General features: G+C 67.6%; 17 protein-coding genes and 1 tRNA gene. 9 read left to right on the top strand and 9 right to left on the bottom strand.

Annotation, left to right across the window (positions count from 1 at the left end; all coding sequences use genetic code 11):
- Positions 1-14 precede the first annotated feature (14 nt).
- Entirely contained in the window at positions 15-3,410 is a 3,396-nt protein-coding gene (locus tag ASE70_RS17130) for an acyl-[ACP]--phospholipid O-acyltransferase (protein ID WP_235520025.1), read from the top strand.
- 361 nt (positions 3,411-3,771) lie between these two features.
- Here ASE70_RS17130 and ASE70_RS17125 read toward each other — a convergent pair whose 3' ends face one another.
- From ASE70_RS17125 to ASE70_RS17115, 3 genes are all read right to left on the bottom strand, one after another.
- Positions 3,772-5,148 carry a DUF4139 domain-containing protein gene (locus ASE70_RS17125; protein ID WP_235520024.1) on the bottom strand — a complete coding sequence of 459 codons (1,377 nt, stop codon included), beginning with the start codon at positions 5,146-5,148 and terminating at the stop codon, positions 3,772-3,774.
- 743 nt (positions 5,149-5,891) lie between these two features.
- Positions 5,892-7,304, bottom strand: coding sequence for a DUF4139 domain-containing protein (locus ASE70_RS17120; RefSeq protein WP_056507452.1), 1,413 nt, complete (start codon positions 7,302-7,304; stop codon positions 5,892-5,894).
- A gap of 631 nt (positions 7,305-7,935) precedes the next feature.
- Positions 7,936-8,010 (bottom strand) — tRNA-Gly (locus ASE70_RS17115).
- A gap of 145 nt (positions 8,011-8,155) precedes the next feature.
- Between ASE70_RS17115 and ASE70_RS17110 the strand changes: the two genes are divergently transcribed.
- Genes ASE70_RS17110 through ASE70_RS17090 form a run of 5 tightly spaced genes read left to right on the top strand, consistent with a single transcriptional unit; the run spans position 8,156 to position 10,754 of the window.
- Positions 8,156-9,064, top strand: coding sequence for a tetratricopeptide repeat protein (locus ASE70_RS17110; protein ID WP_443024908.1), 909 nt, complete (start codon positions 8,156-8,158; stop codon positions 9,062-9,064).
- On the top strand, positions 9,061-9,678 hold the full coding sequence (locus ASE70_RS17105) for an LON peptidase substrate-binding domain-containing protein (RefSeq protein ID WP_056402745.1): 618 nt from the start codon (positions 9,061-9,063) through the stop codon (positions 9,676-9,678). The genes ASE70_RS17110 and ASE70_RS17105 overlap by 4 nt, the downstream gene beginning before the upstream one ends.
- Entirely contained in the window at positions 9,675-9,884 is a 210-nt protein-coding gene (locus ASE70_RS17100) for a Trm112 family protein (protein ID WP_056402742.1), read from the top strand. The genes ASE70_RS17105 and ASE70_RS17100 overlap by 4 nt, the downstream gene beginning before the upstream one ends.
- Positions 9,881-10,288, top strand: a complete 408-nt coding sequence (locus ASE70_RS17095) for a hypothetical protein (RefSeq protein ID WP_056507448.1) — start codon at positions 9,881-9,883, stop codon at positions 10,286-10,288. The genes ASE70_RS17100 and ASE70_RS17095 overlap by 4 nt, the downstream gene beginning before the upstream one ends.
- Before the next feature lies 1 nt (position 10,289).
- Positions 10,290-10,754: an NUDIX domain-containing protein gene (locus tag ASE70_RS17090; protein WP_056402733.1), complete on the top strand. Its 465-nt coding sequence runs from the start codon at positions 10,290-10,292 to the stop codon at positions 10,752-10,754.
- Between the two features lie 241 nt (positions 10,755-10,995).
- On the opposite strand, the gene ASE70_RS17085 is transcribed toward ASE70_RS17090, so the two are convergent.
- Positions 10,996-12,213: a UbiH/UbiF/VisC/COQ6 family ubiquinone biosynthesis hydroxylase gene (locus ASE70_RS17085; RefSeq protein WP_056507445.1), complete on the bottom strand. Its 1,218-nt coding sequence runs from the start codon at positions 12,211-12,213 to the stop codon at positions 10,996-10,998.
- A gap of 129 nt (positions 12,214-12,342) precedes the next feature.
- Here ASE70_RS17085 and ASE70_RS17080 point away from each other — a divergent pair, with 129 nt between their 5' ends.
- From ASE70_RS17080 to hrpB, 3 genes are all read left to right on the top strand, one after another.
- A complete protein-coding gene (locus ASE70_RS17080; protein WP_056507441.1) occupies positions 12,343-14,706 on the top strand; it encodes an FtsK/SpoIIIE family DNA translocase in 2,364 nt (787 codons plus the stop codon).
- Positions 14,707-15,090: 384 nt separating this feature from the next.
- Positions 15,091-15,885, top strand: a complete 795-nt coding sequence (locus tag ASE70_RS17075; RefSeq protein ID WP_056507439.1) for an aldo/keto reductase — start codon at positions 15,091-15,093, stop codon at positions 15,883-15,885.
- Positions 15,886-16,038: 153 nt separating this feature from the next.
- On the top strand, positions 16,039-18,462 hold the full coding sequence (gene hrpB / locus ASE70_RS17070; RefSeq protein WP_056507435.1) for an ATP-dependent helicase HrpB: 2,424 nt from the start codon (positions 16,039-16,041) through the stop codon (positions 18,460-18,462).
- A gap of 177 nt (positions 18,463-18,639) precedes the next feature.
- On the opposite strand, the gene zapE is transcribed toward hrpB, so the two are convergent.
- The 5 genes from zapE to ASE70_RS17045 form a co-directional block, all read right to left on the bottom strand.
- Positions 18,640-19,743: a cell division protein ZapE gene (zapE, locus tag ASE70_RS17065; RefSeq protein ID WP_056507432.1), complete on the bottom strand. Its 1,104-nt coding sequence runs from the start codon at positions 19,741-19,743 to the stop codon at positions 18,640-18,642.
- A 105-nt stretch (positions 19,744-19,848) separates the two neighbouring features.
- Entirely contained in the window at positions 19,849-20,628 is a 780-nt protein-coding gene (locus ASE70_RS17060) for a succinate dehydrogenase iron-sulfur subunit (RefSeq protein ID WP_056402712.1), read from the bottom strand.
- Between the two features lie 243 nt (positions 20,629-20,871).
- Positions 20,872-23,091: a xanthine dehydrogenase family protein molybdopterin-binding subunit gene (locus tag ASE70_RS17055; RefSeq protein WP_056507429.1), complete on the bottom strand. Its 2,220-nt coding sequence runs from the start codon at positions 23,089-23,091 to the stop codon at positions 20,872-20,874.
- Positions 23,088-24,065, bottom strand: coding sequence for an FAD binding domain-containing protein (locus ASE70_RS17050; protein WP_056507426.1), 978 nt, complete (start codon positions 24,063-24,065; stop codon positions 23,088-23,090). Before ASE70_RS17050 ends, ASE70_RS17055 begins: the two co-directional genes overlap by 4 nt.
- On the bottom strand, positions 24,062-24,583 hold the full coding sequence (locus tag ASE70_RS17045; RefSeq protein WP_056507423.1) for a 2Fe-2S iron-sulfur cluster-binding protein: 522 nt from the start codon (positions 24,581-24,583) through the stop codon (positions 24,062-24,064). The genes ASE70_RS17050 and ASE70_RS17045 overlap by 4 nt, the downstream gene beginning before the upstream one ends.
- Positions 24,584-24,604: the final 21 nt, after the last annotated feature.

Here is a 24,604-nt window from a genome sequence, read left to right as displayed (position 1 = left end):
CGATGGGGGAATGGATGTCCGCGCCCGATTTCTCGCTGCTGACCAAGCGCCGCTACGCCCCGTTGTTCGTCGTCCAGTTTCTGGGGGCGATGAACGACAATCTGTTGAAATTCGCGTTGCTGTTTCTTGCCAATTTCACGCTGTACCGGGCCGATCCGGCACAGGCGGCGACGCTGGCGACGGTGTCGACCGGGCTGTTCATCCTGCCCTATTTCCTGTTTTCCGGCCTTGCCGGGCAGATGGCGGATGCGTGGAACAAGGCGTGGCTGATCCGCGCGGTGAAGGCGGCCGAGATCGCGATCATGGCGCTGGCGGTGATCGGGTTCTGGTTCGAATCGGTGCCGGTGCTGCTGACCTGCCTGTTCCTGATGGGGGTGCATTCGACGGTCTTCGGCCCGGTCAAATATTCGATCCTGCCACAGCATCTGCGCGCCCATGAATTGATGGGCGGGACGGGACTGGTCGAGGCGGGGACGTTCGTCGCGATCCTGACCGGGCAGTTGCTGGGCGGGATCATTCCGCCATGGGAGGCCGGGCTGGTCGCGTTCGGCGTCGCGCTGCTGGGGTTTCTGGCAGCACTGGCGGTACCGTCCGCCCCGTCGGCCGCGCCCGATATGCGGATCGACCTGAACCCGTTTCGCAGCACCGCCGCGATCCTGCGCGCGGCGCATGGCGGGCGCGGCGTGTGGCTGGCGATCCTCGGGATCAGCTGGTTCTTTTCGGTCGGGGCGGTGGTGCTGTCGGAATTCGCGCCGCTGGTCGCGGGAACGCTCGACGCCGCGCCGGCGGTCGTCACGCTGTTCCTCGCGGTGTTCAGCCTGTTCGTCGCGATCGGATCGCTGCTGGTCAATCGGCTGCTGAAGGGCGAGGTGTCGGCGCGATACGTGCCGATCGCGGCGATCGGGCTGGCGGTGTTCCTGATCGATGCATGGGGAACGGCGGGCCGGTTCGTGGTCGAAACGCCGGGTGCGGATATCCCCGCGTTCGTGGCGACACCGGGCAGCTGGCATCTGCTGATCGATCTGGCGGGCATCGCGCTCAGCGGCGGGGTGTTCGTCGTGCCGCTCTACGCCATTCTGCAGACGTGGAGCCCGGCGGAAAAGCGGTCGCAGATCATCGCCGCGAACAACATCATCAACGCCATCGTCACGGTCGTGATGGTCGCGGTGGTGACGGCGATGCTGGCGGGCGGGAGCAGCGTGCCCGGCATTTTCGGCGCGCTGGGGTTCGCGACGCTGTCGATCGCGCTGATCTCGTGCTGGCTGCTGCCCGAAACGGTGTTCAAGTACGTGGTGCGCGGCGCGCTGCGGCTGGCATACCGGGTGAAGGTGCACGGCGCGGAGAACATGCCGCTGCCCGGCGAACGCGCGGTGGTCGTGGTCAACCATTTGTCGTTCCTCGACGGGTTGCTGCTGGCCGCGTTCCTGCCGGGCAAGCCGACCTTTGCGATCCACAGCCGCTTTGCGCGGGCATGGTGGATGCAGCCGCTGCTGAAACTGTTCGATGCCTTTCCGGTCGATCCCACGAACCCGATGTCGGCCAAGGCGATGGTGAAGGCGGTGCGCGAGGGGCGGACGCTGGTGATCTTTCCCGAAGGCCGGATCACCGTGACCGGCGCGCTGATGAAGGTGTTCGACGGCCCCGGCATGGTCGCCGACCGCGCCGATGCGCCGATCGTGCCGGTGCGGATCGACGGGGCGCAATATACCCGCTTCAGCCGGTTGAAGGGCAAGGCGCGGCTGCACTGGTTCCCGAGGATCGAGCTGACCGTGCTGCCACCGCGCCGCTTCGACCTGCCGCAGGGATTGAGCGCGCGCGAGCGGCGGGCGATCGCCGGGCGGCAGCTGTACGACGTGATGAGCGAGATGATCTTCGCCACGTCCGACACCGACCGGACGCTGTATGACGCGTTGATCGATGCGCGGCACCTGCATGGTGCGGGGATGGCCGTGGTCGAGGACGTGCAGCGCGTTCCGCTGACCTACGACCGCCTCGTCACCGGAACGCAGGCGCTGGCGCGGCCGCTGGCGGCGGGTACGGCGCAGGGCGAGGCGGTCGGCGTGCTGCTGCCCAACGTCAATGGCGTGGTCGCGACCTTCTTCGCGTTGCAGGCGACGGGGCGGGTGCCGGCGATGCTGAACTATACCGCCGGTCTCGCCAATCTGCGGGTGGCCTGTACGGCGGCGCAGGTGCGGACGATCGTGACCGCGCGGGCGTTCGTCGAGCAGGCGAAGCTGGACGAGGTCGTCGCGGGGCTGGCGGGCGACGGGATCGCCATCCGCTATCTGGAGGAACTTCGCGAGGGGATCGGCGCGGGGGCGAAATTCGTCGCGCTGGTGCGGTCGCGGATGGCGGGGCGGCTGCACCGGCGGTTGCGGGTGTCGGCGGATGCGCCGGCGGTGATCCTGTTCACCAGCGGATCGGAGGGCGTGCCGAAGGGGGTGGTGCTGACCCACCGCAACCTGTTGAGCAACTGTCTGCAACTCTCCTCGCGGATCGATTTCAACCGGGCGGATACGGTGCTGAACGCGCTGCCGGTGTTCCACAGCTTCGGGCTGACCGGCGGTACGCTGTTGCCGATCCTGTCGGGGGTGAAGACGGTGCTGTATCCCAGCCCGCTGCATTACCGGATCGTACCGGCGCTGGCGTACGACGCCAATGCGACGATCCTGTTCGGGACCGATACCTTCCTGTCGGGCTATGCGCGGATGGCGCATGGCTATGATTTCTATGCGCTGCGCTACATTTTTGCCGGAGCCGAGCGGGTGCGGCCGGAGACGCGGGCGACCTATGCCGAGAAGTTCGGGCTGCGCATCATGGAAGGCTATGGCGCGACCGAGGCGGCACCAGTGATCGCGGTCAACACGCCGATGCACTTTCGCGCCGGCAGCGTCGGGCTGCTGCTGCCGGGGATCGAGGCGCGGCTGGAACCGGTGCCGGGGATCGAGGAGGGCGCAAGGCTGGCGATCCGGGGGCCGAACGTCATGGCCGGATATCTGAAGGTCGAGGCGCCCGGCGTGGTGCAGCCGCCCGAGGATGGCTGGCACGATACCGGCGACATCGTCACCATCGACGATGCCGGGTTCGTGACGATCCGGGGACGGGCGAAACGCTTTGCCAAGATCGGCGGCGAAATGGTCTCGCTGCCGGCGGTCGAGGGCTATGCTGCCAAGGTCTGGCCACAGGGCGACCATGCGGTGGTGACGCGCCCCGATGCCCGGAAGGGCGAGCAGCTGGTGCTGTTCACGACACAGGCGGGCGCGACGGCGGGCGCATTGTCAGCATGGGGGCGGGCGAACGGCGTCGCCGAACTGGCGCTGCCGCGCGATGTGCGGGTGGTGGCGGCGCTGCCGGTGCTGGGGACCGGCAAGCTCGATTATGTGACGATGGCGGCGATGGCGGGAAGTTGACGAAGGTTACACGATTTGTGGGTGTGGCGGCAGGTCGGGGGTTTGTTTTAAATGGGTTGATGGTGCGGGTGTTCCGGAAGTTGCCTTCGCGTTTTTCGACGTCTCTGCGGAGGCCAGCGTGTGATTTACCTCGCACCCGCGCAGGCGGGGGGCCAGAGCCAAGCAGAATTACCGCTCGCGTTCTGGGCCCTGGACCCCCGCCTGCGCGGGGGTACGGTAGATGATCGGCCATCGACACGTTCGCAGGCGTCTCGCCTGCAAGGGAGTGCGGCAGCGTGCCGGACGATATGGACGATGATCGCGTGGACGATGTGAAAGAGCGGACGCACCCTGTCCGACCGGGCGGCTGTAGGAAAGCGGTTCAGAAGCGGTAGTCGAGCGTTGCCGTTGCGCCGGGGGGCAGCGTCGTGCGCCACGTCGGGATGCCGTCGATCGTCGTCAGGCCATCGCCCCGGGCACCGGAGTTCGGCCAGCCGAGCGGCAGTTCGACATCGACCGCGACGTTGCGCGCGTTGGTCACGCTCAGCCGCGCGGAACGATCGTCGAGGCGGGTCTGGCTCACCAGCACCTGTCGGCTGCGGCCGGCGGCGATCAGCAGCGTCTCCCCCTCCGCACGGTCGGTCATCGTGCCGGTACCGACCAGCAGCGCGGTTTCGCCGCGCGGCGCGTAGAGCGCGGTGGTGCCGGCGGGAAGCGCGATGCCGAGCCCGTCCGCCTTCTCGTTCTTCACCCGCAGGACGATGTCGACCGCCGCCGCGTCGAGCGGCTGGCCGACGGGAATGCGGCGGCGATAGAGGCGGGCATAGCGAACGCTGTCCTGCCGCAGCAGCGCGACCTGTTTCTGGCCCTGCGCGGCGACGGTGGTGCGGCCGGGCAGGCGATAGAGTTTCAAGTCGCCGAGATTTTCGGGTGCCGGCGGGGCGGGCGGTGCGGGTGGGGCCGGCATCGGTGCCGGTGCCTGCAGGCGCATTCCGGTGACGACGATATCCTCGCCGGATGCCTCGATCGTTGCGAACGGCGCTGCCGGTTTGAACCGCCGCTCGCGCAGGTCCGACGTCGTCGTACCCAGCGGATAGCAGCGCAGTTGCAGCCGGGTCGCCGCCGCCTCGATCGGGGCGATCCGTTCGCGGTTCAGCCGTCCGGCGACGACCTGTACCTCGGCATCGGCGAACCCCTCGGCATTGCTGTTGGCAAGCGTGGTCCATGCGAACAGGTTCAGCCGGTCGCCCGCCAGCGTGCCGACATAGCTGGCCGACCAGTCGAAACCGCTGGCGAGGTAGGAGAGGCGGACGGTGACGGTCCTGCTCGACGGGCTGTCGGTGGTGACGCTCAGCACCGGTTTGGCGGCAAGGCCGGCGGGCACGCGGGCGTAGCGCAGTGATTCGGGCAGGCCGCTGCACCCCAGCGCCTCGACGCCGTTCGCGGTGCGCAGCACGACGCCGCCGACGGGGCCGGAGACGATGGTCGCCGGTTCCTCGCGCGATGTACCGGTCGCGCGGTCGGTACGGCGCAGCGTCACCCGGTTGCCGAGCGTGCCGTCGACCAGCGCGGCGGGCGAGAGCAGCCGCGCGTCGCGGTTTTTCTCGACCGTGCCGCCGGGCAGGCCGTCGATCACCGCGCTGACCGGGATGATGCCGCCCGCCACCCCTTCGAACCGGAGCACCGCGCGGCCCTTTGGCAGTTTGACGCGGCGGGTCTCGGTCACCAGCGCATAGCCGTCGAGGTTGCGCAGGTTCATCGCGCCCCGCGCCGGGCGATACGGCGCGCGATAGATGGTGACCGCGACCGTCGTCGGGGCGGGGGAGGTCGTGGTGGGTAGCTGCTGCGCGAGGGCGGGGGTGGCGAGGAGCAGTGGGAGGGTGGCGGTTGCGATCGGGAGTCGACGCCATGTGGTGGTGTGTGGCCGGCGGGGATTTTCGCGGTCGTTCCCTTGGACGGGTTCGGGACCGTTTTGGGCGGCCCGTTCCTGCGGAGCGTTGTCGGCGTCCCTCCGCACAGGGGTGCTCATGGCGAAAGCCCGTAGTTCGTACCCTGGCGAAGGCGAAACATCCGTGAACGTCGCAAGTCTCGCCATAAACGCGCCGTACGCCCGCTCAGGCGGGGGTCCAGAGCCAGGCAGAACAACGGCTTGCGTTTGGAACCCTGGACCCCCGCCTGCGCGGGGGTACGGTAGGGGGCAGGAACCGGTACTTTCGCAAAGGTCTCGTCTTCGCCGGGGTACGGTTAGGAATTGGCTGCGTTCGTGGCTTTCGCAGGGGTCTCGAGCAGGCGCGGGGCAGGACCAAGGCAATATAATCGCTGGCATCCGGGGCTCCGGGCTGCCGCCCGTATAACGGAAAGCTGGCGAGCACGGTTGCACCGCGCTCGGGCCGGTCCGGGTTGCCGACAACGCGACCGTGACCGGCGCGTCGGATGCGGCGCGCGCAGGTCGCTCGCCCGGAGCAACCTCCCCGCTGCGTCGACGGCCACCGAACGCCGGCATCAGTAGCGCGTGTCGAACGTCGCGGTGACGACCGCCGATCCGTTGGCGGGGACCGGCATCTGCCATATCGTCTGTCCGGCATCGATCCTTTCGCCGGGGCGGCTCTGTTCGACGATGCGGGTGTCGCTCCAGTCGAGGCCGGCCTGTACCAGCTCGACCGTCACCGGTGCGGCGGTGGCGTTGGTCAGCGTGTAGCGCATCTTCGTCTGCCAGCGGCTGCTGCCGATCCGGGTGCGGCTTTCGACGACCGGGCGGACCTTCACGTCGAAGGCGTCGCCGGTGGCGAGCGCGATCTTCGATCCCTGCGGCGTGTGGTCGATCGCCGCCTCGCCGGTGAATTGCGGCTGGCCACGCGCGTCGCGCAGATAGACGCGGATGGTGCCGGCGGGCAGCGCGTCGCCAAGACCCCCCTGCGCGGCGTTGCTGAACCGGACGATGGTCTGCGCGCTCTGCGGATTTGCGGCGGTGTTCAGCCAGCCATTGACGAAGCGATAGCCGCTGGTCGCGGGCGTGCCCTTCACGTCGAGAAAGCTGACCTGCTTGGTCTGTTTGTCGGCGATGGTGGTGCGTTCGGGCAGCGGATAGAGATAGAAGTCGCCGAGCTGTTCGCGGTTCGCGCTTTCGGTCCCGGCCTGCATCCGCGCGCGCGGGCGTTGCGACCGGTACATGCCGTCGTCGTCGTTCGACCCGACCTCTCCCGCAACCAGCAGCGTGCGGGCGTTGGCGAAGGTCGTGCCGGTGGTATTGGTGAGCGTGACCCAGCCCTGTACGTCGATCGTGCCGCGCTTGCGGTCGAGCAGCGCGACATAATCGGCTTTCCAGCCTAATCCCCGGCTGAGATAGGACAGGGTCGCCGGACGCGTGCCGGCACGGCTGCTGTCGAGCGTTACCGACAGGGTCGGGCGCGCGCGCAGCGACGGCGGCACCTTGTCGAAGATCGCGCGCACCGGCAGGCCGTCGTCGCGCAGCACCTCGATCCGGTCGCCGATCTGGAGCACGACCCCGCCATTGACCGCCAGCACCCTGGCCCGCTCGCGCGTTTCGGCGCCGGTGGCGGGATTGGTACGCAAGAGGGTGATCGTCTCGCCCTCCGCCTTTTCCATCAGGCTGGAGGGGGAGAGCAGGTCGAAGTCGAAATTCTGTTCGACGATGCGGGTGTCGGGAACGGCCAGCGAGACGGTTTCGGGGCGGATCTGTGCGCTGACGTCGGGGAAATCCTGTCGCACCGTGCCGCGGTTCAGATCGAGTTGCCGGACGTCCTGCACCAGCGCGACGTCGCCGTTGTAGATGGTGACCGACACATCGCCCTGCGCGGTGCCGACAATAGCGGGGGGCAGATTGGCGGGCGTTTCCTGCGCGGCGACGGGGACGGGGGCGAGAAGCGCGGCGAGGATGATCCAGTTCGGCTGCATATCGGGTCCCCGCTGATGGTTCGCGCGAGTTTGGCGGGGGGTGAGCGGGTTGGCAAGGGTTCGGGACCGGTGGGGGTGCCGGCGGGTTGGGGAATTGGCGTTGCTGGGTTGGAGTTCGATGGGTTCGTTGATGGCGTAGCTGCGACCGGATGTCGCGTCGGAAGTCGATCGGCCCTAGGCGGGATCGACATTCAGTTCGCTGGGCGCAGGAATAGCGTTCGATCCCCTTTCGTCACTCCCGCGCAGGCGGGAGTCCATATGCGCCAGCGTCGCGGATCGAGCCAAACCGTCGGCGTTTATGGATTCCCACCTGCGCGGGAATGACGAAATTCCGTGGGTATCGCTGAATGTCGATCGGCCCTTATCCGTGGTTTGCCGACGTCCCCAGTTGGGCCCTGGCCTTCGCCGGGGTACGGACGAAGGGTTTTCGCAACTGTCTCGACAAGGTCCGGGGGGATCGACCGTGCAGGTGTCGATGTCGAAAACGACGATCGGCCAAGCGCAACATCGAAAATTCGATCCGCCGGGCAAGGACCTGTCGATCAAACGTACCGGCGCTGGGTGAAACCGCGTCTGGCGCGGGGCCGTCGCTTCGACGGTTTCGCTGCGACTTCCATTTGCTGGAAATCGCTGGAGCGGGCGAAGGGATTCGAACCCTCGACCCCAACCTTGGCAAGGTTGTGCTCTACCCCTGAGCTACGCCCGCTCTGGCGTTCCGAACCGGGTAACCGGCTGGGGTGAGGCGGGCTATTAGATGGGGGTTTCAGATCGCGCAACCCCTAAATCGCTCTTTTCTGAATCATCGGGCATGCCCACATAGGGCGCACGCTTTCAGGATAAGGAATCGCCGCTTGGCCACGCTAGGATTGACCGCGCCGGAAAAGGAAGCCGTGGAGGCGTTCCGTCGCGATGTCGTCGAACCGTCGATGACCAGCCTCGTCGTCATCGATTTCTGGGCGGAATGGTGCGGGCCGTGCAAGGCGCTGACCCCGATCCTTGAAAAGGTGACCGCCGCCTATGCCGACAAGGGCGTGGTGCTGGCCAAGATCGATACCGACAAGAACCAGTTCATCGCGTCGCAATTCCAGATCCGGTCGATCCCGACCGTCTATGCGATGTTTCAGGGGCAGCTGGTCGCCGACCTGACCTCGGCGCGGACCGAGAGCCAGTTGAAGCAGATGCTCGACCAGTTGCTGCGCCAGTTGCCGATCGAGGCGGGCGGGCCGGGCGGTCCCGATATCGAGCCGTTGATCGCGATGGGCGAGGACGCACTGGCCGAGGGCGATGCGGCGCGCGCGCTGTCGATCTTCGACCAGATCGCCGATATCGCCCCCGATCACGCGGTGGTCGCCGCCGGCCGCGTCCGCGCGCTGATGGCGCTTGGCGATGACGAGGCCGCACAGGCCGCGCTCGACATGCTGCCCGAGGACGCGGCGAAGCTGCCCGCGATCGAACAGGTCCGCGCCGCGCTGGCGCTGGCCCGCGATGCGCAGCCGGTCGACGATCTGGCGGGGCTGAAGGCCGAGGTCGAGGCGAACCCCGAAGATCACGACGCGCGCTTCCGGCTGGCCGGCGGACAGATGGCGGCGGGCGACCGCGACGGGGCCGCCGAATCGCTGCTGAAGATCGTCGCCGCCGACCGCGCGTGGAACGACGATGCGGCGCGGCAGCAACTGCTGAAGATTTTCGATGCGGTCGGTCTCGAAGACCCATGGGTGTCGCAACAGCGTCGCAAGCTGTCGGCGATTCTGTTCGGATGAGCGCGCGCGTCTCCGTCTTCCCGCTGGCGGGGGCGCTGCTGTTTCCGAACATGCACCTGCCGCTGCATATCTTCGAGCCGCGCTATCGCTCGATGGTGTCCGACGCGCTGGCGCGGGACCGCCGCATCGGCATGATCCAGCCGCGCCCGGTCGGCAGCGATACCGACAAGCCGCCGCTGTTCGATATCGGCTGTGTCGGGCAGATCGTCGATGTCGAGGCGCAGGCCGATGGCCGCTACGACATCGTGCTGCGCGGGGTGTCGCGGTTCCGCGTGCTGCGCGAGCTCGACGTGACCACCCCGTTCCGGCAGGTCGAGGCGGAACTCCTGCCCGTCGTCGGCGATACCACGCTGGCGCTGGCCGAGCGTGCGTCGCTGGAGATCGAGGCGCGGCGGTTCGCCGACCAGCTGGGCTATGCGGTCGATTGGGAATCGGTCGGGCGGCTGGACGACGAAAGCCTCGTCAACGGCATCGCGCAGATCGCGCCGTTCGACGTCGCCGCCAAACAGGCATTGCTCGAAGTCGCCGCCCTGTCCGATCGGGCGGAACTGATCGTACAGCTCATGCAATTCTTCGGCAGGCATGGCGATGACGAAGAGGCGACGCTGCAATGACCGCACGAACCGCGACCGCAGGAACCGCACACGACGCGGCGACGATCGACCCCTGGCTGTTGTCGATCCTCGTCTGTCCGGTCACCCGGACCCCGCTCGACCATGATGCGGCGGCGCAGGAACTGATCTCGACCGCCGCCGGCCTCGCCTATCCGATCCGCGGCGGGGTGCCGGTCCTGCTGGTCGAAGCGGCGCGGACGTTGTGAGCCGCGATCTTACGGGCAAGTGGAGCGGGATCTTCAACTATCCGCACACCAACCCGCCGACCGCGTTCGAAGCCGACATCGCCGATCTGGGCGGATCGATCGTCGGCACGATCCACGAACCCGATCTGTATTCGCAGCCGCCCGGCGCGCTGATCGCCGCCGCGATCGACGGGCATGTCGAAGGCGCGCGGATCACCTTCAGCAAATTCTATGACGACAGCGCCGGCTATGCCGACATGGTCGTCTATTCGGGGGTGCTGAGCGAGGATGGCTGCGAGATCAGCGGACGCTGGGACATTCCCGGCGTCTGGTCGGGCAGTTTCCTGATGATCCGCCCGGCGAGCGAACCGGCCGTCGCCGATGCCGAGGCGGTGGCCGAGCTGGACGGGCCGATCCGGGGATAGCATGGCGCTGTACCATCGATTGCTGGGACGGGCGGCGCGGCTGGTCTGGCGCGTCACCCGGCCGCGTACGATCGGGGTGCGGGCGGTGCTGCTCGATACGGGCGGGCGGATCGCGCTGGTGCGGCACACCTATATCGATGGCTGGTATCTGCCCGGTGGCGGGGTGAAGAAGGGCGAGGGCGTGGGCGACGCACTCCACCGCGAACTGGCCGAGGAAGTCGCGATCGACGGTGCGACGGTCGAACGGGTGCTCGGCGTCTATCACAGCCGGCGCGAGGGCAAGGACGATCATGTCATCGTCTATGTCGTGCGCGACGGGGCGGACACGTTGCGCCGTGCGGATGCGCTGGAGGTGGCGGAGGCGGGTTGGTTCGATCCCGACGCGCTGCCGGCGGGGACGACGCCGGCGACGCTCAGACGGATCGCGGAGTGGCGGGCAGGGGTGACCGGCGGCGGGCGTTGGTAGCGTTCCTTGTCGTTCGTCACTGACGGCTGGATCGAGACCTGCGCGAAAGGCCCACGCCAATCCCGCCTGGCCGTGCCCCCGCGCAGGCGGGGGCCCAGGGTCTCAAGCGCAGACCGGTGTTCTGCTTGGCTCTGGACCCCCGCCTGCGCGGGGGTACGGCGGGTTTTGGCTTAGCTTGCGACTTTCGCAGCGGTCGCGATCAAGTCTAGGGTGACGTGCGGCTTCGGGAACAGCGCTCCCCTTACGCCGTAACCCCCTGCAACAATTTCGGCAGCTTGCCCGTCTCGCCGCGGGCCTCGGCCATGAACGCGGCTTTCAGCGGCGGGATCGAATCGACCGCCGACAGGCCGAAGCGCCGCACCGCGCTCGCCGTCTTGCCGGGAATGCCGAACAGCCGGGTCAGGCCGTCGGTCGCCAGCGCCACCGCGAAGGTGTCGAGCCCGCGCCACCGCTGATAGCGTTCGAGCAGATAGGGATCGCCGAGATCGAGGCCGGTCCGCTTGCCATCGACCAGCACCTCGGTCAGCGCCGCGACGTCGCGCAGGCCGAGGTTCAGCCCCTGTCCGGCGATCGGGTGGATGCCGTGCGCGGCATCGCCGACCAGCACCAGCCGTTCGGCGGTGATCCGCGCCGCATGGTGAAAGCCGAGCGGATAGCTCGACCGCGCCGACAGGTTCGACAACTCCCCAAGGAAACCGCCCATCTTCTTCGATGCTTCGGCAAGGAAGGCACGGTCGGACAGCTTCAGCATCGCCGGACGGTCCTTCGCATCGACCGTCCATACGATCGCCGAGCGATGGCCGTGCGCGTCGTCCTTCAATGGCAGGATCGCGAACGGACCCGCCGGGTAGAAGATTTCATAGGCGATGTTTTCGTGGCTCTCCGCATGGCCCAGCGTAGTGATGATCGCGGCATGGTCGTAGCTCCAGCGCGCGACGCGGATGCCCGACGCCTCGCGCGTCGGTGAATTGCGGCCCTCGGCGGCGATCAGCAGCGGCGCGGTCAGCGTGTCGCCGTTCGCGGTCGTCACCGTCACGCCGTGCGCCTCGCGCCGGATGTCGATCGCACGATCCTTGTACCGCAGATCGACCAGCGGCGATGCGACCGCCGCGTCGTAGATCGCCTGCCGCAGCCGCTTGTTTTCGTACATCACGCCGACCGGATCGTCGGCGGCGTCGGGGATGAAATCGAGCTTGCCCGGCGCCAGCCCGTCGGTCGCGCGGATCGCCGCGATCGGGCAGCCTTCGTCGCCCAGCCCGTCGGCGATGCCGATCGCTTCGAACATGCGGTGCGTGGCGCTGGCGATCGCCGAGGCGCGCCCGTCGAACCCGGGGGCCAGCGTCACCGCCGGGTCGGCGGGATCGAGAATGATCGAGCTAAGGCCATGGACGCCCAGCGACACGCCCAGCGTGCTGCCGACCAGCCCGCCGCCAAGGATGATGACGTCCGCCTGTGCCATGAAACCCGTCCCATCCGTAACCTGTGTTGCCAGCGATTTAAGGTGTGGCGCGGTTCACCGCAACGCCGCCTTGACGACGGAGCTAGGTGCAGCGCACATCAAGATATTCTTGAATGTAAGGTGAAACGAATGGCGACGAACGCGCAGCCGATGTTGTGGCGCGACGCGATGAAGGCGGGCGTGAGGCGCAGCGGCGCGATGATCGGAGCGACGTTGCTGTTCGCGGCGATGTTGCTGATCGCGGTCGCGCTGGCCAGCTATTCGTCGGCCGATCCGTCGGTCAGCACCGCGGCGGGCGGTCCGATCGCCAACAAGCTGGGATCGCCCGGCGCGCATCTGGCCGACCTGTTGCTGACGCTGTTCGGGGTGCCGGTGGCGATGCTGTTGCCGCTGGGGCTGATCGTCAGTGTCCGGCTGTGGCGTGACGTGGCCGTCGGGCCGTGGCCGCACATGGTGCGTGACTGCCTGATCGGGGTGCTGGCGATGGGCGCGACGCTGGCATTCGTGTCGGGCGAGGCGATATTGTCGCTGCCCGCCGGCTATGGCGGGGTGATCGGCTGGAGCGTCGCGGCGGCGGTGCAGGGGCTGATCCACCTGATCGGGCAGCCGGAGATCGAAATCTGGATCATCCGTGTCGTGGCGCTGGCGACCGGGCTGTTCGGCATCTGGCGCTGGGCCAAGGGGCTGACGATCGAGATCCCCGACGGCACGTTCCGCATGCCGAAGTTCGAACGCCGTGCACGGAGCGTCGATGCCGACACGGGCGAGGTCGCCTATGATGACGACGCGCCGTTCGACGTCGCACCCAGCGCGTACGTCGCCGATGCCGACCGGGACGAGGACGAAGCACCCGCCCGCCCGCAGCCGCGCCGCATCGCCGAACCCGACACTCGCGCGCCACCGGTCATCGCCGAGCGCACCGCCTCGCCCGCACTCGCCAGCGCCCCGCGCCCGGCGAGCAGCGAGGGTCGCGACAATTTCGCGCTGCCATCGATCGACCTGCTCAGCCCCCCGCCCGAATCGAGCGGCCCGTCGATCGACAAGGCGGCGCTGGAGCGCAATTCGCGCCTGCTCGAAAGCGTGCTCGACGACTTCAACGTGAAGGGGCAGGTGGTGAAGGTCGCGCCCGGCCCGGTCGTCACCATGTACGAACTGGAACCCGAACCCGGCATCCGCGCCAGCCGCGTGATCCAGCTGGCCGACGATATCGCCCGCAACATGTCGGCGATCTCCGCCCGCGTCGCGACGATTCCGGGCCGGACCGTGATCGGCATCGAACTGCCCAACCAGCGGCGCGAGACGGTGTCGTTGCGCGAACTGATCGCCAGTCAGGCGTTCGCCGACCAGAATGCGCAGCTGCCGATCGTGCTCGGCAAGAATATCGCCGGCGATCCGGTCGTCGCCGACCTCGCCCCCATGCCGCATCTGCTCGTCGCGGGGACGACCGGATCGGGCAAGTCGGTGGGCCTGAACTGCATGATCCTGTCGCTGCTCTACCGGCTGACCCCGGACCAGTGCCGCATGATCATGATCGACCCGAAGATGCTCGAACTCAGCATGTATCGCGGCATCCCGCACCTGCTGGCCGATGTCGTCACCGACCCGCCCAAGGCGGTGCGCGCGCTGAAATGGGCGGTCGAGCAGATGGAGGACCGCTATCGCATGATGGCGTCGATCAACGTCCGCTCCCTTGCCAGCTTCAACGAAAAGGTTCGCGCGGCGATCGCCAAGGGGCAGAAGCTCGGCCGCAAGGTGCAGACCGGATACGACGCCGAAAACGGCACGCCGATCTATGAGGAGGAGACGCTCGACCTGTCGCCGCTGCCGCAGATCGTGGTGATCGTCGACGAGCTCGCCGACCTGATGATGACGGCAGGCAAGGAAGTCGAATTCCTGATCCAGCGCCTCGCGCAAAAGGCGCGTGCGGCGGGCATCCACCTCATCATGGCGACGCAGCGCCCCTCGGTCGACGTCATCACCGGCGTCATCAAGGCGAATTTGCCGACCCGGATCAGCTTCCACGTTACGTCGAAGATCGATTCGCGCACCATTCTGGGTGAACAGGGGGCCGAACAGCTGCTGGGACGCGGCGACATGCTCTACATGCCCGGCGGCAAGGCGCTGGCGCGGGTCCACGGGCCGTTCGTCAGCGACGACGAGGTGCAGGCGGTGTCCGATTTCTGGCGTTCGCAGGGGGCACCCGACTATATCGACGCGGTGGTCAACGAGCCGGAGGGCGATGCCGGCTTCAGCCTCGACGGTGCGCCCACCGGCGATGATTCGCCGGAGGAACAGACCTTCCGGCAGGCGTGTCAGCTTGTGGCGGAGAGCCAGAAGGCATCGACCAGCTGGCTCCAGCGCCAGTTGCGCGTCGGGTACAACTCGGCGGCGCGGCTGATCGAACGCATGGAGAAGGAAGGGCTGGTATCGCGGCCCGACCATGTCGGGCGGCGCGAGGTGTTGATGGATTCGGACGGGCGGCCGACGGGGTAAGGGGCCTTTCCGATCCCCCCTCCTTTTCTTCCCCCCGTTTACTTCGAGCGCAGGTTCTAGCCTGTCGAGAACCGTAGTCGAGAAGGGGGTGCCCCAAACGCCCCGTTCTCGACAGACGCTTCTCGACAAGCTCGAAGCTGCTCGAACCGAACGGGGAGGGGCGCTACGTTGGTCAAAAGCAAACTCAACTTCAGCCCGTTCGTGCTGCGTAGGGGCTGAGTTTGTCGAACACCCGTATCGAAGCACCTGCGGAACAGGTCCTTCGATACGGGCTTTCGACTTCGCTCAATGGCTACTCATCACAAACGGAAAGCTCGGCAGAACGGGAACACCTCCACGACCTCATCGCTTGATCTCCTGCTCCCCAACCGCACGGACCCCACCATGACCGACCTCCCACTGAACGACGGCCGCAGCATCCCCGCGATCGGTTTCGGCACCTACAAGGTCCCGGCCGAAGACTCCGCCCGCCTGTCGCGCGAGGCGATCGACGCGGGCTACCGCCTGATCGACACCGCCGCCTTCTACGCCAACGAAGCCGGCGTCGGCGAAGCCACCGCCGACCGCGACATCTTCGTCACCACCAAATTGTGGCGCGACGCGATGGGCTATGACGGTGCGCTGCGGGCGTTCGATGCCAGCGCCGCGAAGCTGCCGCGGATCGACCTGTTCCTGATCCACTGGCCGATGCCGTCCGAGGATCGCTATGTCGACACGTGGAAGGCGCTGGTGCGGTTGCGCGAGGAGGGGCGAGTGGCGTCGATCGGCGTGTCGAACTTCTCGCCCGACCATCTCGACCGGATCGTCGAGGCGACCGGGGTGGTGCCGGCGCTCAACCAGATCGAATTGCACCCGCATTTTCAGCAGCGTGCGGCGCGGGCGGCGCATGACCGGCTTGGCATCGTCACGCAGAGCTGGTCGCCGCTGGGGCAGGGATCGCTGCTGTCCGATCCGACGATCGGGGCGATCGCGCAGGAGGTCGGCGCGACCCCGGCGCAGGTCATCCTCGCGTGGCATTTGCAGGCCGGGCTGGGCGTGATCCCCAAGGCGTCGTCGCGCACGCGGATCGAGGAGAATCTGGCGGCGCAGTCGGTGACGCTGACCGCGGACCAGATTGCGAAGATCGACGCGATGGACCGCGCGGACGGGCGATTGGGGCCCGACCCCGATACCCTCTGAAATCCTCCCCACTCGTGGGGAGGGGGACCGCCGCGAAGCGGTGGTGGAGGGGGGTGTCCGCATACGGAACGGTGGTGCTTGCGGCTATCCCCCTCCACCATGCTGCGCATGGTCCCCCTCCCCGCAGGCGGGGAGGATTGCTACAGCACGCCCATGCTCCCGATCCACGCCGTACTGCCCCACCTCCTTCAGACACTGCGCGACCGCACCTCCGCCGTCCTCGTCGCGCCGCCGGGCGCGGGCAAGACCACCGCCGTCGCCCCCGCGCTGCTGGGCGAACCATGGGTCACCGGCGAGATCCTGCTGCTGTCCCCCCGCCGCATCGCCGCGCGCGCCGCGGCCGAGCGCATGGCCGCCACCGCGAACGAACCCGTCGGCCAGACGTTCGGCTATGCCACCCGCATGGACAGCAAGCGATCGGCGGCGACCCGCGTGACGGTGATGACCGAGGGCATCTTCGTCGCGCGTATTCAGGCTGATCCTGAACTGGCGGGCGTGTCGGCGGTGCTGTTCGACGAAGTGCACGAACGCAGCCTCGACAGCGATTTCGGCCTCGCGCTCGCGCTCGATGCACAGGCCGCACTTCGTCCCGACCTGCGCATTCTCGCCATGTCGGCGACGCTCGACGGCGAACGCTTCGCCGCGCTGATGGACGATGCGCCGGTGATCGAGAGCGAGGGGCGATCCTACCCGCTCGACCTGCGCCATATCGGCCGCAATGCCGAGGCCCGGATCGAGGATTCGGTCGCGGCCGCGATCCGGCGCGCGCTGGTGGAGGCGGAGGGCGGTGTCCTCGCCTTCCTGCCCGGTGTCGCCGAGATCGAGCGGACCGCCGAACGCATCGTCGTGTCCGACGGTGCGGTGCTGCACCGGCTGCACGGCACGTTGCTCCCCGCCGAACAGCGCGCCGCCATCGCCCCCGACCCGCAAGGCCGTCGCAAGATCGTGTTGGCGACCAGCATCGCCGAAACCTCGCTGACCTTGGACGGCATCCGCATCGTCGTCGATTCCGGCCTCGCGCGGCGTCCGCGGTACGATCGGGCGGCGGGGATGACGCGGCTGACGGCCGAACGCGCCAGCCAGGCCGCCGTGACCCAGCGTGCCGGCCGTGCCGCGCGGCAGGGGCCGGGGGTCGCCTATCGCCTGTGGGAAGCCGCCGCCACCGCCGGGCTGCCGCGCTTCGACCCCGCCGAGATCCTCGAAGCCGATCTGTCGGCGCTGGTCCTCGAATGCGGCAAATGGGGGGTGGGTGACCCGACGACGCTCCGCTGGCTCGACCCGCCGCCCGCCGCCGCGGTAGACGAAGCGCGCGCCCGGCTTGCGACGCTCGGCGCGATCGATGCGGACGGCCGGCCGACGCCGCACGGCCTCGCCATCGCCGCCCTGCCGCTGTCGCCGCGTCTGGCGCATATGCTGATCCGCGCGGGCGAACAGGGCTTTGCCGGCGCGGCGGCGGAGGTCGCGGTGTTGCTGGGCGAACGGGGGCTGGGCGGTAACGACACCGATCTCGACCAGCGCCGCCGCCGCTGGCGCAGCGAGCGCGGGCAGCGCGCCGATGCCGGACGGCGCCTCGCCGATCGCTGGCGGGGGCTGGTGAAGGGCCGCGATGATCCCCCCGCCGACGCGCTCGCCCGCAGCGTCGCGCTGGCCTTTCCCGACCGCATCGCCAAACGCCGCGATGCGTCGGGCGAACGCTGGGCCTCGGTCGGCGGACGCGGGTTCAGGCTGGAGGCGGCGGCGCTCGGATCGGCCGAATGGCTGGCGGTGGCCGAGACGCAGGGACAGGCGGCGGGCGCGCGCATCCTGTCGGCGGTGGCGATCGATCAGGCGACCGTCGAGCAATTGTTCGGCGACCGGATCGAAACGCGGCGCAGCGTCACCTTCGATCCCGCGACGCGCGGGGTGATCGCGCTGCGCGAGCGGCGGCTGGGCGCGATCCGCCTGTCGTCCGGCCCCGATGCGGCGGCGTCGGCGGACGAGATCGTCGCCGCACTGGTGCAGGCGGTGCGCCGCGACCTGTCGCTGCTGCCATGGGACGGGGCGGAGACGCTGCGTCGCCGGTCGGCCTATGTCGCGGCGATGCTGGGGCAGCACGATCCGCTGGGCGATGCCGCGCTGACCACGACGATCGACGACTGGTTGCCGCCGCTGCTGGCCGGCAAGCGGCGGCTGGAGGCGGTGACCGGGCTGCACGACGCGCTGGAACAGGTGGCGGGCTGGGACTGGATGCAGCAGATCCGCCGCCTTGCCCCGGCGCGGTTCGAAAGCCCGGCGGGGTCGAGCCATGCGATCGATTATGCCGCCGAAGGGGGACCGCGCGTCGAACTGCGGGTGCAGGCGCTGTTCGGGCTTGCCAGCCATCCGATGGTGGCGGGCCAGCCGCTGACGCTCAGCCTGACCTCCCCCGCCGGCCGCCCGATCCAGACGACGCGCGACCTGCCGGGGTTCTGGGCCGGGTCGTGGCGCGACGTGTCGAAGGAGATGCGCGGCCGCTATCCGCGCCATCCATGGCCGGACGATCCGACCGCGGCGTCGGCGACGCTCAGGACGAAGAAGGCGGATGTGCGGCGGGGGTAATCTGCTTCGCCCCAACCGTTCGGTTCGAGCAGCTTCGAGCGTAGTCGAGAAGCGTCCGTCGAGAACGGGTCGCTTGGGTCAACCCCTTCTCAACTTCGGTTCTCGATAGGCTCGAACCTGCGCTCGAAGCAAACGGGACTGTTGCAATGGGGAGTGAGGGATGGAGGACGGCAGGCGCTACCCCTCGCCATGGCCCTTGGCGAGATATTCCTCCGACCGCATTTCCTCCAGCCGGCTGATCGTGCGGTCGAATTCGAACCGGCCGTCGCCACGGGGATACAGGTCGCCCGGCTGCGCGTCGGCCGCCGCCAGCAGCTTGACGCGATATTCGTACAGCGCGTCGATCAGCGTCACGAACCGTGCCGCTTCGTTGCGGTTGTCGGGGCCGAGTACCGGGATACCGACCAGAATGACGGTGTGGAACGTCCGCGCGATTTCCAGATAATCGGGTGCGCCGCGCGCTTCGCGGCACAGGCGCGAGAAGCTGAACACCGCAACGCCCTTCAGCGCCTTGGGCACGTGCAGCGTCCGCCCGCCGATATCGAGGTCGCACGACGGCACGTTCGCCGCGTCCTCGACCGGATAATCGGTCAGGCGAAAGAACGCCGCCGACAGCGCGGCGGTCGCGGCCGGGCCGTTGGGCACCAGCCACGTATCGACCGCGCCCAGCCGGTCGCGGCGATAATCGGTCGGACCGTTCAGCGGCAGCACGTCGAGGTTCGATTCGAGCAGCGCGATGAACGGCAGGAAGCTGTCGCGCTGCAATCCGTCCTTGTAGAGATCGACCGGCGGGCGGTTCGACGTGGCGACGATCGTCACGCCATGCGTCATCATCTCGGTGAACAGTCGTGACAGCACCATCGCATCGGCGGTGTTGTTGATGACCATTTCGTCGAAGGCGAGCAGTTTCAGGTCCTTCGCCAGCGCCTCGGCGACCGGCGGCACCGGGTTGCCCGCTTCCTTGGCGCGTTCGGTCGCGAGGCGGGCATGAACCTCGATCATGAAGGCGTGGAAATGGACGCGGCGCTTGGCCGGATCGTTCACGCAGTCGTAGAACAGGTCCATCAGCATCGACTTGCCGCGCCCGACGCCGCCCCACAGGTACACGCCACGCGGGGCAGGGGCGTCGCGGCCGGTCAGACGGGCGAACAGCCCGCGCTTCGGTGGGGAGTCGAGTTCGTCGGCGAGGCGCGACAGGCGCTCGGCCGCGGCGCGCTGTTCGGGGTCGGGGCGGAGTTCGCCGGCGGTGACGAGGCCGTCGTAGCGGGTGAGGACGGTCATCCGCGTCCGACCCTTACCAACTCCACCCCGTTTGCCCATCCCACCCCGTTTGCTTCGAGCGCAGCTTCGAACCGAACGGGGTGGAAATAATGGGGCACGAAGCGATCAGATGATCCGTTCGACTTCCATCTTCTTGATCTCGGCGATCGCCTTGGCGGGGTTCAGCCCTTTCGGGCACACGTTCGCGCAGTTCATGATCGTGTGGCAACGATACAGGCGGAACGGATCTTCCAGCTCGTCGAGACGCTCGCCGGTCATCTCGTCGCGGCTGTCGGCCAGCCAGCGATAGGCCTGCAACAGGATCGCGGGGCCGAGAAACTTGTCGCTGTTCCACCAATAGCTGGGGCACGAGGTCGAGCAGCAGGCGCACAGGATACACTCGTACAGCCCGTCGAGCTTGTTGCGGTCCTCGGGCGACTGGAGCCGTTCCTTGCCGGCGGGTTCCGGGGTCACGGTCTGCAGCCACGGTTTGATCGAGGCATATTGCGCGTAGAAATGCGTGAAGTCCGGCACCAGATCCTTGATGACGTCCATATGCGGCAGCGGCGTAATGCGGATATCGCCCTTGATATCCTCGATCGCGGTGGTGCAGGCGAGGCCGTTGCGGCCGTCGATGTTCATCGAACACGATCCGCAAATGCCTTCGCGGCACGACCGGCGGAAAGTCAGCGAGGGGTCCTGTTCCGACTTCATCTTGATGAGCGCGTCGAGCACCATCGGCCCGCATTCGTCGAGATCGATCTCGAAATCGTCGTAGCGCGGATTCTGGCCCGAATCGGGGTCGTAGCGATAGACCTTGAATTTCTTGATCCGGCCCGACGTCGACGACTTGTGGGTCGTGCCCTTCTGGATGCGACTGTTTTTGGGCAAACGGAATTCGGCCATGGTGCTCGCTCGGTTCGGCTTGGGACGGCAAACCCGCCCGGTCTGCGCGTCAGATACATGACAGGTAGGATTGCCGCAAACGCGAACAAGGCTCTACCGCCCCTAAATCCTCCCCGGTACGGGGAGGGGGACCACCGCGCAGCGGTCGTGGAGGGGGGCGGGCCGCATGCGTTAACGTTGCGTTGCGAGGCCAACCCCCTCCACCAGCTTCGCTGGTCCCCCTCCCCGCGGCGCGGGGAGGATTTACAGCGCCGGCAATCCTTCGAGCAGCTTGTCCAGCGTGGCCGGATAGTCGCGCACCCGCACGCCGGTCGCGTTATAGATCGCGTTGGTCACCGCCGCGCCGGCACCACCGATGCCCAGTTCGCCGATCCCCTTCGCATGCAGCGGGTTGGCGTGGTGGTCGCGGTCGTCGAGGAAGGCGATGTCCATGTGCGGAATGTCGGCATGGACCGGCACATGATATTCGGCGAGGTCGTGGTTGACGATGCGCCCGTCGCGATCGTCATGGACCAGTTCCTCGGTCAACGCCGTGCCGATGCCGAACACGATGCCGCCAATGCACTGCGACCGCGCAGTCTGCGCATTGAGGATGCGTCCCGCCTCGAACGTCGAATGCCAGCGCGTCACCCGCACCTCGCCGGTGACGGCATGCACCTTCACTTCGCAGAAATGCGCGCCATAGCCCGCCTGCGTCGTTTCCTTTTCCTGTTTGCCCGGCTCGATCGACCCCTTGGCCGTGATTCCGTCGCCGACCAGTTCGCCGATCGCGACCCGGCGGTTGCCGGCAATGGCATGGCCGTCCTTCAGCGTCATGTTGTCGGGTTCGACGCCCATCGCCTTGGCCAGCTTCTCGCGCAGCGCCTGTGCCGCCAGATAGACCGACGACCCGCTGCTGCCGGCACCCCATGAACCGCCCGATCCCGCACCCGGCGGCGAATTGGTGTCGCCCAGATGCACCGCCACCCGCTCGACCGGCAGGCCGAGGATCTCGCCCGCGATCTGGGCGAGGATGGTGTAGGTTCCGGTGCCGATATCGGTCATGTCGGTTTCGACCATGGCCCGTCCGTCGGGACCGATCGACACCTGCGCCTCACTTGGTTGCAGCATGTTCGTGCGCGTCGTCGCCGCCATGCCGTGCCCGATCAGCCAGTCGCCCTCGCGCTTGGCCGCAGGCGTCTTGTTGCGCTGATCCCAGCCGAACGCCTTCGCGCCCGCATCGAGGCAACGGGTCAGCGTCCGCGTCGAAAAGGGCACGTCCTTCTGCGGGTCCTTGGCCGGATCGTTGCGGCGGCGCAGCTCGACCGGATCGATGCCGATCTGTTCGGCCAGTTCGTCCATCGCATTTTCCTGCGCCAGCAGCCCGACCGCCTCGCCCGGCGCGCGCATCGATCCCGACAGGGTCCGGTTCAGTTCGACCACATCATGTTTGATGATCCGGTTCGCACCGCCGTACAGGAATTGCGTCGCCTGTCCGGCCGGTTCGAAATAGCCTTCGCCCGGCAGGTTCGAACACAGCGTTTCGTGCCCGATCCCGGTCAGCTTGCCATCGGCATCGGCGGCAAGGCGGAAGCGTTGCTGCGTGTTCGACCGCCGCACGGTCGCGTCGAACACCTGCTGGCGGGTCATCACCGTCTTGACCGGCCGCCCGACCGCCTTCGCCGCCAGCGCGGTCGCGACGGTGTCCGGCGAAATCCCGAGCTTCGACCCGAAACCGCCACCGATATAGCGCGCGACGATCCGCACCTTCGACTGGCGTTCGCCCAGCGACTTGGCGAGTTGCTGCTTGTCCGACGACGGCATCTGCAACGATCCGTAGAGCGTCAGCCCGTCATCGTCCCATACCGCGATCGAGGCATGCGGCTCCATCGCCGCCGAATTCTGCGACGGGGTTCGCCACACATCGTCGACCGTGAAGGCGGCGTCGGCCATCGCCCGATCCAGATCGCCCTGGCTGTGATAGGGCGGCATCGATCCGGGCGGCGGCTTGATCGCATCATCGACATGATCGTCGAAGGTGAAAACGCCCTCGGCCGGGTCATGGCGGATCGTGACCAGTTGCGCGGCGTCGCGCGCGACCTCATAGCTTTCGGCGACGACGATCGCGACCGGCTCGCCGAAATAGGCCACGTCCTTGACCCCCTGCGTCGGGGCTCCGGTCTCGCCGCCCTGCTGGGCGTTGCGGATGAAGGTCTTCAGGTCGACGACGACGTCGATCACGCCGGGCAGCGCCTTCGCTCCCTCGGCATCGACCGACGTGATCTTGCCCGCCGGGAAGGTTGCACGGACGAGGAAGCCGTAGGCGAGGTTCGGAAAATCATATTCGGCCGAATAGGTGGCCTGTCCGGCGACCTTCAGCGGACCGTCGATTCGTTCGATCCCCTTGCCGATGATGCCTTGGACACTGGTGTCGAGCAGGCTGTTCTCGACCGCCTTGTCCATGCGGAGTGCGTTGGTGGTCATGCGGTCAACTCCCGCAGCGTCGCGATCAGCGTGCGCCGGGTCAGAGGAATCTTGAAGTCGTTGCTGCCGAAGCCCTTGGCGTCTTGCAGCAATAGATCGGCGGCCTGCCCGAACAGCGCATCGGACGGGGCCTGCCCGACCAGTGCGTTCTCGACGGCTTCGTTGCGCCACGGCATCGGGCCGAGTCCTCCGAACGCAAGGCGCGCCGAGGTGATCTTGCCGTTCTCTTGCCCGACGATCCCGGCGATCGACACCAGCGCGAACGCATAGGAGGCGCGGTCGCGGACCTTGCGATAGGTCTGCTTGCCCGCCGGTGCCGGCGGCAATTCGACATGGGTGATGAGTTCACCGGCACGCAGCACATTCTCGATATCGGGCGTGTCGCCGGGCAGGCGATAGAAGTCGCCGATCGGAATGCGTCGCCGCTCGCCATCGCTGCCCAGCGTCACGATCGTCGCGTCGAGCGCGCGCATCGCCACCGCCATGTCGCTCGGATGGGTCGCGATGCACTTGTCACTGGTGCCAAGCACGGCGAGGATGCGGTTGGAGCCTTCCTGAGCGTCGCAGCCCGACCCCGGCACCCGCTTGTTACAGCGCGCCGCCGTTTCGTAGAAATAATAGCAGCGCGTCCGTTGCAGCAGGTTGCCGCCGGTCGACGCCTTGTTGCGCAACTGCCCCGACGCCCCGGCCAGCAGCGCGCGGCTCAGCACCTCGTACCGCTCGCGGATGATCGGGTCGGCCGCGAGGTCGGAATTGGGGACGAGCGCCCCGATCCGTATCCCGCCGCCGTCGATCTCCTCGATATCGTTCAGCGGCAGGCGGCTGATATCGACCAGCCGCGCGGGCGTTTCGACCTGCAATTTCATCAGGTCGAGCAGGTTGGTGCCGCCCGCGATAAACTTGGTATCGGCCACCGCGCCTTCGCGGGTCGCGGCTTCGGCGCTGTCGGCCTTGGCATAGTCGAACAGTTTCATTCCGCTGCCTCCGCCCGAACCGGTTGTTTGGCGTCGGCGACTTCGCGGATCGCGTCGACGATATTGGGATAGGCCGAACAGCGGCACAGATTGCCGCTCATCCGCTCGCGAATCTCGTCGTCGGTGAAATCGGGATCGTCGAGGTCGGCGCTGACATGGCTGGGCCAGCCCTTCTCGACCTCGTCGAGCATGCCGACCGCCGAACAAATCTGTCCGGGCGTGCAGTATCCGCACTGGAATCCGTCATGCTTGACGAACGCGGCTTGGAGCGGGTGCAGTTTTTCGGGTGTGCCCAGCCCCTCGATCGTCACGATCTCGTCATCCTGATGCATCACGGCGAGCGTGAGGCAGGAATTGATGCGGCGGCCGTTCACCAGCACGGTGCACGCCCCGCATTGGCCATGGTCGCAGCCCTTCTTGCTGCCGGTGAGCGAAAGATGTTCGCGCAGCAGGTCGAGCAGGGTGGTGCGGATGTCCACCTCCGCCTGATGCGGCTGGCCGTTGATGGTGAAATGCATGGGTCGGCGCTCCGTTGGTCA

The organism is Sphingomonas sp. Leaf22, assembly GCF_001421715.1.
Classification (GTDB): domain Bacteria; phylum Pseudomonadota; class Alphaproteobacteria; order Sphingomonadales; family Sphingomonadaceae; genus Sphingomonas.
The sequence above is the reverse complement of the archived record's forward strand: the minus strand, read 5'-3'. Positions and strand labels throughout refer to the sequence as shown.

What these genes read in the sequence shown, in the direction of transcription:
- ASE70_RS17130 (WP_235520025.1), top strand. Translation starts at nt 15, where the DNA reads ATGTCCGCGCCCGATTTCTCGCTGCTGACCAAGCGCCGCTACGCCCCG.
- ASE70_RS17125 (WP_235520024.1), bottom strand. Translation starts at nt 5,148, where the DNA reads ATGAACCTGCGCAACCTCGACGGCTATGCGCTGGTGACCGAGACCCGC.
- ASE70_RS17120 (WP_056507452.1), bottom strand. Translation starts at nt 7,304, where the DNA reads ATGCAGCCGAACTGGATCATCCTCGCCGCGCTTCTCGCCCCCGTCCCC.
- ASE70_RS17105 (WP_056402745.1), top strand. Translation starts at nt 9,061, where the DNA reads ATGAGCGCGCGCGTCTCCGTCTTCCCGCTGGCGGGGGCGCTGCTGTTT.
- ASE70_RS17100 (WP_056402742.1), top strand. Translation starts at nt 9,675, where the DNA reads ATGACCGCACGAACCGCGACCGCAGGAACCGCACACGACGCGGCGACG.
- ASE70_RS17090 (WP_056402733.1), top strand. Translation starts at nt 10,290, where the DNA reads ATGGCGCTGTACCATCGATTGCTGGGACGGGCGGCGCGGCTGGTCTGG.
- ASE70_RS17085 (WP_056507445.1), bottom strand. Translation starts at nt 12,213, where the DNA reads ATGGCACAGGCGGACGTCATCATCCTTGGCGGCGGGCTGGTCGGCAGC.
- ASE70_RS17080 (WP_056507441.1), top strand. Translation starts at nt 12,343, where the DNA reads ATGGCGACGAACGCGCAGCCGATGTTGTGGCGCGACGCGATGAAGGCG.
- ASE70_RS17075 (WP_056507439.1), top strand. Translation starts at nt 15,091, where the DNA reads ATGACCGACCTCCCACTGAACGACGGCCGCAGCATCCCCGCGATCGGT.
- hrpB (WP_056507435.1), top strand. Translation starts at nt 16,039, where the DNA reads ATGCTCCCGATCCACGCCGTACTGCCCCACCTCCTTCAGACACTGCGC.
- zapE (WP_056507432.1), bottom strand. Translation starts at nt 19,743, where the DNA reads ATGACCGTCCTCACCCGCTACGACGGCCTCGTCACCGCCGGCGAACTC.
- ASE70_RS17060 (WP_056402712.1), bottom strand. Translation starts at nt 20,628, where the DNA reads ATGGCCGAATTCCGTTTGCCCAAAAACAGTCGCATCCAGAAGGGCACG.
- ASE70_RS17055 (WP_056507429.1), bottom strand. Translation starts at nt 23,091, where the DNA reads ATGACCACCAACGCACTCCGCATGGACAAGGCGGTCGAGAACAGCCTG.
- ASE70_RS17050 (WP_056507426.1), bottom strand. Translation starts at nt 24,065, where the DNA reads ATGAAACTGTTCGACTATGCCAAGGCCGACAGCGCCGAAGCCGCGACC.
- ASE70_RS17045 (WP_056507423.1), bottom strand. Translation starts at nt 24,583, where the DNA reads ATGCATTTCACCATCAACGGCCAGCCGCATCAGGCGGAGGTGGACATC.